This is a genomic window from Azospirillum palustre (assembly GCF_002573965.1).
Lineage (GTDB): Bacteria > Pseudomonadota > Alphaproteobacteria > Azospirillales > Azospirillaceae > Azospirillum > Azospirillum palustre.
Genome location: NZ_PDKW01000038.1, coordinates 453,447 through 465,903 on the forward strand (window position 1 = coordinate 453,447; position 12,457 = coordinate 465,903).

Annotated in this window: 9 protein-coding genes and 1 pseudogene; 2 read left to right on the forward strand and 8 right to left on the reverse strand. The window is 69.8% G+C overall.

All coding sequences use genetic code 11. The annotated features are described in order from the left end of the window. Positions 1 to 2: 2 nt before the first annotated feature. The 7 genes from CRT60_RS05800 to CRT60_RS05830 form a co-directional block, all read right to left on the reverse strand. On the reverse strand, positions 3 to 1,448 hold the full coding sequence (locus CRT60_RS05800) for an NAD-dependent succinate-semialdehyde dehydrogenase (protein WP_098735475.1): 1,446 nt from the start codon (positions 1,446 to 1,448) through the stop codon (positions 3 to 5). Positions 1,449 to 1,479: 31 nt separating this feature from the next. Then, positions 1,480 to 3,594 carry a 3-hydroxyacyl-CoA dehydrogenase NAD-binding domain-containing protein gene (locus CRT60_RS05805; RefSeq protein WP_244592299.1) on the reverse strand — a complete coding sequence of 705 codons (2,115 nt, stop codon included), beginning with the start codon at positions 3,592 to 3,594 and terminating at the stop codon, positions 1,480 to 1,482. Then, a complete protein-coding gene (locus tag CRT60_RS05810; protein ID WP_098735477.1) occupies positions 3,591 to 4,832 on the reverse strand; it encodes an ABC transporter substrate-binding protein in 1,242 nt (413 codons plus the stop codon). Before CRT60_RS05810 ends, CRT60_RS05805 begins: the two co-directional genes overlap by 4 nt. 75 nt (positions 4,833 to 4,907) lie before the next feature. Further along, the gene (locus CRT60_RS05815) at positions 4,908 to 5,756 is read right to left on the reverse strand and encodes an alpha/beta fold hydrolase (RefSeq protein WP_098735478.1); all 849 of its coding nucleotides are present in this window, start codon (positions 5,754 to 5,756) and stop codon (positions 4,908 to 4,910) included. Further along, positions 5,756 to 6,139, reverse strand: a complete 384-nt coding sequence (locus CRT60_RS05820) for a hypothetical protein (RefSeq protein ID WP_098735479.1) — start codon at positions 6,137 to 6,139, stop codon at positions 5,756 to 5,758. Before CRT60_RS05820 ends, CRT60_RS05815 begins: the two co-directional genes overlap by 1 nt. Continuing rightward, positions 6,136 to 8,310: an acetate--CoA ligase family protein gene (locus CRT60_RS05825; RefSeq protein WP_204561689.1), complete on the reverse strand. Its 2,175-nt coding sequence runs from the start codon at positions 8,308 to 8,310 to the stop codon at positions 6,136 to 6,138. The genes CRT60_RS05820 and CRT60_RS05825 overlap by 4 nt, the downstream gene beginning before the upstream one ends. Beyond that, positions 8,307 to 9,470 carry an acyl-CoA dehydrogenase family protein gene (locus CRT60_RS05830; RefSeq protein WP_098735480.1) on the reverse strand — a complete coding sequence of 388 codons (1,164 nt, stop codon included), beginning with the start codon at positions 9,468 to 9,470 and terminating at the stop codon, positions 8,307 to 8,309. The genes CRT60_RS05825 and CRT60_RS05830 overlap by 4 nt, the downstream gene beginning before the upstream one ends. Before the next feature lie 110 nt (positions 9,471 to 9,580). Between CRT60_RS05830 and gcvA the strand changes: the two genes are divergently transcribed. Further along, complete coding sequence (gcvA, locus tag CRT60_RS05835) at positions 9,581 to 10,468, forward strand: transcriptional regulator GcvA (RefSeq protein ID WP_161957982.1); 888 nt, start codon at positions 9,581 to 9,583, stop codon at positions 10,466 to 10,468. A gap of 207 nt (positions 10,469 to 10,675) precedes the next feature. Further along, positions 10,676 to 11,881: a 3-oxoadipyl-CoA thiolase gene (gene pcaF, locus CRT60_RS05840; RefSeq protein ID WP_098735482.1), complete on the forward strand. Its 1,206-nt coding sequence runs from the start codon at positions 10,676 to 10,678 to the stop codon at positions 11,879 to 11,881. A gap of 163 nt (positions 11,882 to 12,044) precedes the next feature. Here the strand turns inward: pcaF and CRT60_RS05845 are convergent. Further along, positions 12,045 to 12,446, reverse strand: a pseudogene (locus CRT60_RS05845) (ATP-binding cassette domain-containing protein); the annotation flags it as partial. Between the last annotated feature and the right edge of the window lie 11 nt (positions 12,447 to 12,457).

Consider the following 12,457-nt stretch of genomic DNA (forward strand, 5'->3'; position numbering starts at 1 on the left):
GATCAGAAGGGGGCCTGGCTGACGAACTTCACCTGTTCGAACGCCTGGAACCCCTCGGTTCCGCCTTCCAGTCCGATGCCGCTGTCCTTGACGCCGCCGAAGGGCGTTTCCGGGTGCGACACCACCCAATGGTTCACCACGACATTGCCGCATTCGATCTCCGCCGAGAGCCGGTCGGCGAGCGCGAGGTCGCGGGTGAAGACGTAGGATGCCAGCCCGAGCGACAGGCGGTTCGCCAATGCCACCGCTTCGTCCGCGTCGCGGAAGGAGGCAACCAGCGCCAGCGGCCCGAACGGCTCTTCACTGGCGGCCCGGCAGGCGTCGGTGACACCGGTCAGCACCGTCGGCCGATAGAAGAAGCCGGGCCGGTCAATGCGGGTGCCGCCGGCCGCCACTGTCGCGCCGTTCCGCCGGGCATCCTCCACCAGCGCTTCGACCGCCGCCAGCCGGCGGGCGTTCTGCACCGGACCCATCTGCGTCGCGCCGTCGAAGGGATCGCCGACACGGATCGCCGTTGCCGCTTCGGCGAAAGCGGCGGCGAAACGGTCATGGATCGAGCGATGCACATAGAAGCGGGTCGGCGACGTGCAGATCTGCCCGGAACTGCGGAACTTGGCGGCAGCCGCACCGCGGGCCACCGCCTCGATGTCCACGTCGGGAAAGACCAGCACCGGGGCGTGGCCGCCCAGCTCGAACACGCCGCGCTTCATCGTCCGCGTCGCCAGGGCGGCCAGATGCTTGCCGACGGGGATCGAGCCGGTGAAGGACACCATGCGGATGGCTTCCGCCTCCATCAGCCGCTCGGCCACCGCACCGGGATTGCCGAACAGCATGTTGGCGACACCGGCCGGCAGACCGGCCTCGGCCAGCGCACGGGCAATGAAGAGGGCGGAGGCCGGCGTCCCTTCCGACGGCTTGATGACGATGGAGCAGCCCGCTCCCAACGCGCCCGCGATCTTGCGCGCCGGAGTGATCGCCGGGGCGTTCCAGCCGCTGAAGGCCGCCACCGGCCCGACGGGCTCGCGCAGCGCCATCAGCCGATGGCCCGGCGTGCGGGGCGGAATGATGCGGCCATAGGACCGGCGGCATTCCTCCGCGGCCCAGTCGAACATGCCGGCCGCCGTCTCGACCTCGCGCACGGCCTCGACGACCGGCTTGCCCAGTTCCAGCGCGATCAGGGCGGCGAGGCCGCCGGCGTCCGCCCGCATCAGGTCGGCCGTGCGGCGCAACAGCGCCGACCGCTCGACCACGCTGGTCCGCCGCCAGAGCCGGAAGCCTTCGGCCGCCGCCGCGACCGCCGCATCCACGTCGTCGGCACCGGCATGGGGCAGCAGTCCGAGCGTCGCGCCGGTCGCGGGGTCGATCACCGGTTCGCTGGTCCGGCCTCCGGCCTCGATCCAGCGCCCACCGATCCACAGGTGAAGGTCAGGATAGGCGGTGTTCGTCATCGTCGCCTCTATACAGCCAAGTTCGATGGTCTCAGGCGGCGCGAAGCACGCCCGGATCGCAGAGCCGGAAGCCCGGTCCGCTCAGGTCTCCCAGCCGCGCCAGCCCGGCTCCGAGCCATGCCGGATCCTGGCGGCCGGCCCAGAACAGCGGCCCGCCCTCCCAGGCCGGGAAGCCATAGCCGTTGACCAGCACGAGGTCGATGTCCGACGCGCGGGCGGCAACCCCCTCCGACAGCAGGCAGGCGGCTTCGTTGACCATGGTCAGCAGCACGCGGGTGACGATCCCCTCGTCGGAAACGGCGGCGCGGGCGATGCCCTTGGCGGCCGACGCCGCTTCGATCAGTGCTGTGACCTCCGGGTCCGGTTCACCCCGCTTGGCGCCGGACGGATAGCGGTAATAGCCGGCGCCGGTCTTGCGGCCGAACCGCCCGGCCTCGCACAGCCGGTCGGGAATCTCGACATAGCGCGCCGCCGGATCGCGGGTCGCCGCCTGTTGCCGGCGCATCCGCCAGGCGATGTCCAGGCCGGACAGGTCGGCCACCGCGAACGGCCCCATGGCGAAGCCGAACCGCTCCAGCGCCGCGTCGACATCCGCCGGAAGGGCTCCGTCCTCGATCAGGAATTCGCATTGGCGGCGGTAGGCGGCATAGATGCGGTTGCCGATGAAGCCGAAGGCGTTGCCCGCCACCACCGGGAGCTTTCCCAGCCGCTTCGCCAGCGCGATGCCGGTCGCCAGAGCGTCGGGCGCGGTCTTCGCCCCGCGGACCACTTCCAGCAGGCGCATGACGTTGGCCGGGCTGAAGAAATGCAGACCCACCACATCCTGCGGCCGTCCGGTGGCCGCCGCGATGGCGTCGAGATCCAGATAGGACGTGTTCGACGCCAGCACCGTCCCCGGCGCCAGCACGGCATCCAGCCGGCGGAACAGGTCCTGCTTGACGGCGAGATCCTCGAACACCGCCTCGATCACCAGATCAGCGGTGGCGAGCGCCACCATGTCGGTGGTCGGATCGAGCGCCGCGAGCCGCTTTCCCGCCTCCCCGGCGCTCATCTTCCCGCCGTCCACCCGGCGGGCGTAGTGGTCGCGCAGCCGGGCCATCCCGGACTCCAGCGCCTGCGCGTCGCGTTCCAGCAGCGTCACCGGCAGGCCGGCGTCGAGCGCGGCGATGACGATGCCGGTCCCCATCGTGCCGGCGCCGATCACGCCGATCCGCTCCAGCCGCCGTGCCGCCACCCCTTCCAACTCGGGAAGGCGGGCCGAATCCCGCTCGGCGAAGAACAGGTGGCGGCGGGCGAAGGCTTCCGTCTCCAGGCGCAGCCGTTGGAAAACCGCACGCTCCTCCGCCAGCGCTTCGTCCAACGGCCGCTCGGCCGCGGCGCGGACGGCCCGGATCGCCTCCACCGCCGGAGGACGCCCGCGGCCGGCGCGCAGGGCGGCGCTGGCCGCGGCCTCGATGCGCTCGGCCGGCTCGGCCGGGACAGCGCGGTCGGCCACCCGGTTCTTGGCCCCGGCGAGACCCCGCGCATGGGCGACGGCGGAGGCCCGCAAGGACTGCGCGCCATCCCTCTCCGCCACCGCCCCCTCCACCACCGCGTCGACCAGCCCGAGCGCCAGCGCGTCGGCGGCGGCCACCCGCCGGCCTTCGCAGATCAGGCCGATGGCGGTGGAAACGCCGACCAGACGCGGCAGGCGCTGGGTGCCTCCGGCGCCGGGGATCATGCCCAGCGTCACCTCCGGCAGACCCACCCGCGTGCCGGGTGCGGCGACGCGGGCGTCGCAGCCCAGCGCCAGCTCGAACCCGCCGCCCAGCGCCGCCCCATGCAGGGCGGCGACCACCGGCTTCGCGTAGGCCTCGATGGCGGCGATGACGGCGGGAAGCTGCGGCTCCTCCAGCGGCTGGCCGAATTCGCGCAGGTCGGAGCCGGCGATGAAGGTCCTGCCGGCGCCGATCAGCACCGCCGCCTCGATACCGGGATCGGCCGCGACCGTTGCGACGGCGTCGAGCAGCCCGCGGCGCACGGCGGTGGACCCGGCATTGACCGGCGGGTTGTCGATGACGATCACCGCCACCCCGCCGTCGCGCTCCAGCCGGACCGTTCCGCCGGTCCGGTCGCCGAGCACGTTATCGGCCGGTCTGCCGGTCACTTCGCCACCAGCGGGCAGCCGCCCTGGTCCATCGGACGGAAGGCCTTGTCGCCGGGCACCGTCTCCAGGACCTTGTAATAGTCCCACGGTCCCTTGGACTCCGACGGCTTCTTCACCTGCATCAAATACATGTCGCGGATCACCCGCCCGTCGGGACGGATGGAGCCGTTCCTAGTGTAGAAGTCGTCGATCGGCGTCTTGCGCATCTGTTCGGCGACCTTGGTGGCGTCGTCGCTGTCGATCTCCTGGATCGCCTTCAGATAATGGGTGACGGCGCCATAGACCGCCGCCTGCAGGCCACCGGGTGCCCGGCCGTTGAAACGGTCCATGAACCGCTTGCTCCAGGCCCGCGTCTCGTCGTTCATGTCCCAATAGAAGCTTTCGGCGAAGGTCAGGCCCTGCGCGCTCTCCAGCCCCAGGGCATGGATGTCGGGCAAATTGACCAGCAGCGCCGCCATCGTCTTGCCGCCGGCGGTGATGCCGAACTCGTTCGCCTGCTTGACGGCATTGATCATGTCGGCCCCGGCGTTCGCCAGCCCGATCACGGTGGCCGTCGATGCCTGCGCCTGCAGCAGATAGGAGGAGAAGTCCGCGGTATTGAGCGGCGCCCGCACCGCCCCGACCACCGTGCCGCCGTTGGCCTTGACCACACGGGTCGCCTCGCCTTCCAGAGCGTGGCCGAAGCTGTAGTCGGCGGTCAGGAAATACCAGTCCTTCAGGCCGCGCTTGACCAGCGCGGTGGTGGCGACGGTCGGCAGGGCATAATTGTCGTAGGCCCAATGCACGCCGACGGGCGAGCAGGCCTTGCCGGTCAGGTCCGGCGTACCGGGGCCGGTCGCCAGGAACATGCGGTTCTTCTCGCGCGAGAGCCCCTGCACCGACAGGGCCACGGCGGACGACACCACCTCGGTGATCGCATCGACCCCCTCGACGTCATACCAGCGCCGTGCGATGCCGGAGCCCACGTCCGCCTTGTTCTGGTGGTCGGCCGAGACGATCTCGATGGCGGCGCCATTGACCTTGCCGCCGAAATCCTCCGCCGCCATCCGGGCGGCCAGCACGGCTCCGGCGCCGACATTGTCGGAATAGGGACCGGACATGTCGGTCAGGACGCCGATCTTCACCGTCTTGCCGGAAATCTCGGCCGCAGCACCTCCCGCCAGTCCGATGGTCAGTGCCGCGACGGCCGTGGCGGTCAGCGCCCGCAGACCGGGCACCGGAACAGTGATGGCACGCATGATTGGTCCCTCCCCAGGGAATTGGTGGCCGCCACCTTCGTTGCGGGCGGCGGCCGGTTGTTGTCGAAGCAGGGCTCAGCGGTGGGCGATCTCGCTCAGGACCGGCAGCAGATGGGCGATGAAGCCTTCCGGGTCCTCGCTCATCGGGAAATGGCCCAGCCCCGGCATGATCGATACGGTGGCGCCGGGGATGCAGGCGGCGGTCTCCAGCGTGTCGGCCGGAGAGCAGGAATAGTCGTATTCGCCGGTCAGCAGATAGAGCGGGCAGCGGCTGGTGTCGATCTCGCTCAGCCGGTGGCGGATGTCGCCGTCCACCTTGTAGAAATAGAGGTCGCCCTTGAAGATGCCCGGACCGCCCTGCATGTAGTGCCACACCGTTTCCCAGCGGTGGGCGTCGGGCGCGTTCGGCCCGACCAGCCCGGCGGCGATGGCGGCGCAGACTTCCCCGCCATGCACGTCCGGGTGATGCAGCCAAGTCGTGTCGTAATAGGGATGGACGTGGGCCGAGGATTGCAGCCCGACGATGGCGCGGAACTCTTCGGCATGCTCCATCGCCAGATGCAGCGCGATGCGCCCGCCGATGGAGCAGCCCATCGCCACCGGACGGTCCAGCTCCAGCGCCCGGCAGACCGTCAGGATGATGTCGGTGTAGTCGGCGCTGGTCAGCTGGTAGTCGCCGTCCTGCCAGCCGGCGGGCGGCGAGGATTTGCCGTGCCAGGGCAGGTCGAAGGCGATGACACGGAAATCGCGGGTGATGCGCGGGTCGTTCAGGATGCCGCGGAACTGGCGGCCGTCCGAACCGGCGGTGTGCAGGCAGACCAGCGGAATGCCCTGCCCCGCCTCTTCGAAATAGATCCGGTGTTCGCGGCCCTTGTAGTCCAGCCGCATGTAACGCCCGGTGATGGATTCGATCGTCGCACGCATCAGGCGGTTTCCTTCGGGCTGCGCAGGCTGGCCATCACGTCCTTGATGTAGAGCAGGTTGGCCATGAAGGGTTGCAGGTTGCCGGACAGGGTCAGGTCGCCTCGCCGCAGCAGGGCGAACAGGTCGTGGAAGCCCGGCGGCGGCAGCGGCTGCCAGAAGCGCGCCAGCGCATCGGCCGGGCAGGACAGGCCGAAGGTCCAGGACGGCATGACGAACGGCCCCTTGCGCACCTCGGCGATCCGCCCGCGGTCGATGGATATGAGATAGGCGTCGGTGCCGATGTCCAGCCGCATCACCGCGGTCAGGAAACGGCCGCGATGGACGAGCCGTTCATTGGCATTCACAAGCTCCGGCAGTGAGAGCACATCCGGCCTGGACATCATCGGTTCCTCCCGGAACGGGGTTCGGTGTCGTCTTCCTGGGATTGGGCGGGTGCATCCGCCGTTGCGAGTTGGACCAGCGCGTCGACCGCCGCCGCCCCCTGCCCGTCGGCCATCACCATCAGCGGGTTGATTTCCGCCTCCAGCACGGTCACGTCGTCCAGCAGGGCAAGCCGGGAGACGGCGACCAGCGCATCGGCGACGGCGCCGAGGTCGCCCGCGGTCCGGCCACGATAGCCGGCCAGGGCCTGGAGCGCCTTCACCTCGCCGATCATCTCCAGCGCGGTGGCCCGGTCCACCGGAGCCAGACGCAGGGCACGGTCGCGGTAGATCTCGGTCAACACGCCACCGGCGGCCAGCATCACCACCGGCCCGACCTGGGGGTCGCGGCGCAGACCGACCAGCACCTCAGCCACGCCTCGGGTCATCGGCTGGACCAGGATCCTGCGCACGTCCACCCCCGGCCGGGCGGCTTCGACCCGGTCGCGGATCGCCGCCATGGCGGCCGACAGCGCGCCGGCGTCGGCGATGTTCAGCGCAACGCCGCCGACGTCGGTCTTGTGGGCGATGTCCGGGTGCAGGACCTTGGCGACCACCGGGTAGGCGAAGGGAAGCTCCGGCACCGGTTCGCCGACCGTCAGCACCGCGACCGGCGCATGGGGAACGCCGACGCGGGCGAAGAGACGGTAGGCCTCGGCCTCGTCGATGGTCCTCCCAACGCCCGATCCGGCATCCGGCGGAACCGGCAGCGGCGGGGTCGCCAGTTCGGGGCGGGGAACCCGGCGGTTGAATGCGGCGGCGATCACGTCGCCGCAGGATTCCGGCGCGCGGAAACAGGGCACCCCGGCGGCGTTCAGGCGCAGCAGCGCTTCCGGCGCCTCCGGCACGATGAAGGCGGCAAGCGGCTTGTCATGTTCCCGCGCGCTGTCGATCACCGGCGCCACCGCCAGATCGGGCTGGAAGCGGGCGGAGGACCCGACCGTCGCCAGCACCAGATCGAATTCCGGCGCGGTCTGCATCACCCCCAGCGCGGCCTTCATCACATCGTAGCGGGTGCCCGCCAGCGTCAGATCGACCAGACGCCCCTCTCCGGCCGCGATCCCGACCTCGGCAAGGCGGCGGACGGTGTCCGGGCTGGGGGCGGCGACCCGCACGCCGCGGACGGCAAGCTGGTCGATGGCCATGGCCGCACCGCCGCCGGTGGTCGTGACGACGCCGACAGCAGGGTGCCGCACCGATTTCACCGGCATCCGGTTGAGCAGCGGCATGATTTCCAGCAGCCCGTCGAAGGATTCCACCCGGGCAATCCCGCAATCGCGCAGGAAGGTATCGGCGACGTCATCCTCCCCGGCGAGCGCGCCGGTGTGGGAAACCGCCAGTTCCGCCGCCTCCGCCGAACGGCCCAGCTTGTAGGCCGCCACCGGCTTGCCGCGCTCCGCCGCTGCCAAAGCGAAGCGGCGGAGCGCGTCGGCGTTGCGCATCGATTCCAGGAACAGCAGGTAACCACCGATCTTCGGGTCGTCGAGCGTCGCCTCGCAGATCTCGCCGACCGACAAATCCACCTCGCCGCCGACCGACACCAGCCCGGCGAAACCGACGCCGCGCGCCTTGCCGCGCGACAGCATCGCACCGATCAGGCTTCCGCTGTGCGAGGCGACGAACACCCCGCCTTCCGGCAGGTCGGGTTCGGCGAAGGCGGCGTTGGCGGTCAGCACCAGCCGCTCATGCACATTGACCACGCCGATGCTGGAGGGGCCCAGCACACGCACGCCATAGGACCGGCCGATCTCGGCCAGCCGCTTTTCGCGCTCGATGCCGGCGCCGCCCGCCTCGGAGAAACCGCCGGCCAGGATGGTCGCGACCGGGACGCCCAGACGCCCGCACTCCTCCAGCGCGGCGATGGCCGCATCGGTGCCGGTCAGGATGAAGGCATGATCCGGCCGTGCCGGCAGGGCCGACAGCGATGCGAAGGCCGGCTCGCCCTGCACGGTGGCGCGGGTGGGGTTGACGCTGTAGACCTCGCCGCCATAGCCGGCGCGGCGCAGGAAGCGCAGCGGACGGGCGGCGGTCTTCGCGATGTCGTCCGACACCCCGACCAGCGCCACCGTGCGCGGCCGCAGCAGGGCCTCGGCCAGGGCGGAGCCGGTGCAGCCTTTGAGGGCGATGCCGCTCACGACCGGCTCTCCCGCGGTGGGCGCTGATCGAAGCGACGCTCGAACAGCTCTTCGGCGATGCGGTTCTTCAAAATCTCGATGGAGCCGCCGGCGATCATCCAGCCGCGCGTCCGCTTCACGCAATATTCGACCAGCGCTTCCTGGCTGTAGCCGGTGCCGCCCATGATCTGCAGGGCCTCGTTGGCGACCTCGAAGCCGGCAAGGTTGCAGGACAGCTTGGCGATCGAGGTCTCATAGGCCGACGGCAGGCCGTTGTCGGCATTGGTGGCGGCGCGGTAGAGCAGCAGCTGCGCGCTTTCCAGCTTCAGCGCCATGTCGGCGAACTTCCATTGCAGACCCTGGAATTCGCACAGGGGCCGGCCGAACTGGATGCGCGTCTCCGCATGCGCCTTGGCCAGGTTGAAGGCATGGCGGCCCAGCGCCAGCGCCCGCGAGGCGTTGCCGATGCGCTCCACGTTGAAGCCGGCGATCTGCTTCTTGAAACCGCCCGGCCCCAGCAGGACATTCGCCTTGGGGATGCGGCAGTCCTCGAAATAGAGCTGGCACCATTCCTCTCCGCTCATGAAGGCGGAAGGCTGGCCGACGGCGAAGCCGGGGGTGCCGCGTTCGATCAGCACCGAACCGATGCCGCCGACGCCGGGGGCGAAGCGGACATAGATCAGGAACAGCGTCGCTTCCGGGCTGTGGGTGGAAAAGACCTTTGATCCGCTGATGACGTAATGGTCGCCATCCTCGCGGGCGCTGGTCTTCAGATCGGTGACCGCCGATCCGGCGTCCGGTTCGCTCATGCCCAGCGCCAGCAGCTTGCGTCCGCCGAGCAGGTCGCCCAGCCAGCGCTCCTTCTGCTCGGGGCTGGCATATTCGGCGAAGGTGCGGATCGGCCCGAAATTGCCGGCCTGGACGACGTCGGCGCTCTTGGGGCAGACCAGCGCCAACTCCTGAATGGCGATCACCGCGTCCATCAGCGTGCCGCCGACGCCGCCATCCTCCTCGCGGATGGTAATGCCCAGCAGGCCCATCTCCGACAGTTTCGCGGCCACGTCCCAGGGAAAGGCCGGGGAATGGGCGCGCTTCAGCGCGTCGGCAGCCAGCTCGGCGCGGGCAAAGCGGCGCACGGAGTCAGCGAAGGCGCGCTGTTCCTGGTTGAGTTGAAAGTCCATGGCTCCAGACGGGGCTATCGATTTGCGTTACGGACAATCAATCGCATTGACGGACAAGCGGCAAATTCCTAGTTGTTGGGCACATATAACCTTATGTAATGGACCGTGATTTGCGCCAGGTTCCCCCGCTCAATCCGCTCCACGTCTTCGAATGCGCGGCACGGCACGGCAGCTTCACCAAGGCGGCGGAGGAGCTGAGCGTCACCCAGCCGGCGGTCAGCCGGCAGGTCGCCCTGCTGGAGGATTACCTGGGGGTCCGGCTGTTCCACCGCGAGACCCGCGGCCTGACCCTGACCAACGAGGGCAAGCGCTACGCGGCGCAGATCGCACCGGCCTTCCGCTGCATCGCCGAGGCAACGTCCGAACTGGTGTCCGCCCGTGCCGCCGCTCCCCTGAAGCTGCAGGTCTATGCGACCTTCATGGCGAAATGGCTGATGCGGCGCCTTCCGCAGTTGCAGACCAACCACCCCGATCTGCGGCTGCGCACCCGGACGGCGGTGGCGCCGGTCGACTTCGCCCGCGACAACGTCGATGCGGCGATCCAGCTCGGCACCGGCGACTGGCAGGGCATGGACTCGGTCTTCCTGTTTTCCGACGAAATCCTGCCGGTGTGCAGCCCCGCCCTGCTGGCCGGCGGCCCGCCGGTGAAGGCGCCGGCCGATCTTCTGCGCTACCCGCTGCTGCATTCCCACTACCGGCGGCGGGACTGGCCGGACTGGCTGGAGGCAGCCGGCCTGACGATGGCGGAGACGCAGGAGCCGCTGATGTTCCCCAGTTCGCTGCTGACCTATCAGGCCGCCCTGGACGGGCTGGGCATCGCCATGGGTCAACCTGCCATGCTGGAAACCGAGCTGCGCAGCGGCAGCCTGGTCTGTCCGATCAACCGGCCCCTGCGCCGCGACCTCGGCTATTATTTCGTGGTGCCGCCCAACCACCAGGACCGTGCCCGCATCGCGAAGGTGCGCAACTGGCTGCTGGAGCAGGTGGCGGCCGGCTGAAACGCGGTGCCGCATACATTACCGCAGGTTATGCGCCGGCAAGTTTATGTCAGTTGCCGCAGTCCGACGGACTTCCGATAGTCGGACTTCCGATAGCTGGGGACACAGCCGGCCGCATCCATCGCTGCCGCGCCCGGCCACCATCCTCCTTGCCCAACACAGTGCCCGTCCTGCTCCATCGGCGGCGGGTAGCGGAAGGCCCATTCCATGACCGAAGCATTCCTGTGCGACGCCGTGCGCACGCCCATCGGGCGTTACGCCGGCGCGCTGGCGCCAGTGCGCGCCGACGATCTCGCCGCCATCCCCCTGCGGGCATTGCTCGACCGCAACCCGTCCCTCGATCCGTCGGCAATCGACGACGTGATCCTGGGCTGCGCCAACCAGGCGGGAGAGGACAACCGCAACATCGCACGCATGGCGGTTCTGCTGGCCGGTCTGCCCGAAACGGTTCCCGGCACCACGGTGAACCGCCTGTGCGGATCGGGGCTCGACGCCATCGCACTCGCGGCGCGCGGCGTGCGCGCGGGCGAACACTCCCTGCTCCTGGCCGGCGGGGCGGAGAGCATGTCGCGCGCCCCCTTCGTGATGGGCAAGGCCGACGGCGCCTTCTCCCGCGCGATGCGGCTGGAGGACACCACGATGGGCTGGCGCTTCGTCAACCCCCGCCTGAAGGCGTCGCACGGCGTGGACACCATGCCGGAAACCGCCGAGACGGTGGCGGAGCGCTATGGCATCGCCCGCGAGGACCAGGATGCCTTTGCCCTGCGCTCGCAACAGCGGGCCGGCGCCGCCCAGCGCAGCGGACGCTTCGCCCGGGAGATCGTCGCCGTGCCGGTCGCCGGCCGCAAGGGGACGATCGCCGAGGTGACGGCCGACGAGCATCCGCGGCCCGACACCACGCTCGACCAGCTTGCGGCGCTGAAGCCGGTGGTGCGACCCGGCGGCACCGTGACCGCCGGCAACGCGTCCGGCATCAACGACGGCGCGGCGGCGCTGATCGTCGCCGGAGAGGCGGCGGCCCGGCGTCATGGCCTCACGCCGCGTGCCCGCATCGTCGGCGCGGCGGTTGCCGGCGTCGAGCCGCGCGCGATGGGGATCGGACCGGTCCCGGCGGTTCGCCGCCTGCTCGACCGCACCGGCGTGCCGCTCGACCGCATCGACGTGATCGAGTTGAACGAAGCCTTCGCCGCACAGGGCCTTGCCTGTCTGCGGGAGCTTGGACTGGCGGATGACGATCCGCGGGTCAACCCCAACGGCGGCGCCATCGCGCTCGGCCATCCGCTGGGGATGTCCGGTGCGCGGCTGGCCACCACCGCGCTGATCGAACTGGAGCTGCGCGGCGGCCAATACGCCCTGTGCACCATGTGCATCGGCGTCGGCCAGGGCATCGCGCTGCTGCTGGAACGGGTGTAAGCGGCACGTCTCTCCAAGCGAAAGGGCGGCCCCCCGATGGAGGCCGCCCTTATGTTTTGAGCGGTCGCTGCGCGATCAGAGCGCCTGCTGCAGCTCCGGCACGGCCTTGAAGAGGTCCGCGACGAGGCCGTAATCGGCGACCTGGAAGATGGGCGCTTCCTCATCCTCGGCCCTTCAGGTTGGGGAACAGCTCGTGGATCTGCGGGACGGTCATCCCGCCCTCCTTCACCACCGGCGGCAGCGTCAGGTTCTCGTCGACGCTGAGGCTGGAGAAAATGCCGCGTTCTTCCGGCACATAGCCGATGCCCAGCCGCGGGATTTTGTGCTGGGCCATGCCAATCAGCTCGGTGCCCTGGAAGCGGATCGAGCCGGTGCGCTTGCCCATGATGCCCATGATGGCGCGCATGGTCGAGGTCTTGCCGGCACCGTTGCGGCCCAGCAACGTCACCACCTCGCCCTGGCGCACCTCCAGGCTGACGCCGTGCAGCACATGGCTCTCGCCGTAGAAGCCGTGCAGCTCGGCGATCTCCAGCATGGCAGTCTTCGTCTGCATCCCGTCAGGCATGTCCGGTCCCC

What these genes read in the sequence shown, in the direction of transcription:
- CRT60_RS05800 (WP_098735475.1), bottom strand. Translation starts at nt 1,448, where the DNA reads ATGACGAACACCGCCTATCCTGACCTTCACCTGTGGATCGGTGGGCGC.
- CRT60_RS05810 (WP_098735477.1), bottom strand. Translation starts at nt 4,832, where the DNA reads ATGCGTGCCATCACTGTTCCGGTGCCCGGTCTGCGGGCGCTGACCGCC.
- CRT60_RS05815 (WP_098735478.1), bottom strand. Translation starts at nt 5,756, where the DNA reads ATGCGTGCGACGATCGAATCCATCACCGGGCGTTACATGCGGCTGGAC.
- CRT60_RS05820 (WP_098735479.1), bottom strand. Translation starts at nt 6,139, where the DNA reads ATGATGTCCAGGCCGGATGTGCTCTCACTGCCGGAGCTTGTGAATGCC.
- CRT60_RS05830 (WP_098735480.1), bottom strand. Translation starts at nt 9,470, where the DNA reads ATGGACTTTCAACTCAACCAGGAACAGCGCGCCTTCGCTGACTCCGTG.
- pcaF (WP_098735482.1), top strand. Translation starts at nt 10,676, where the DNA reads ATGACCGAAGCATTCCTGTGCGACGCCGTGCGCACGCCCATCGGGCGT.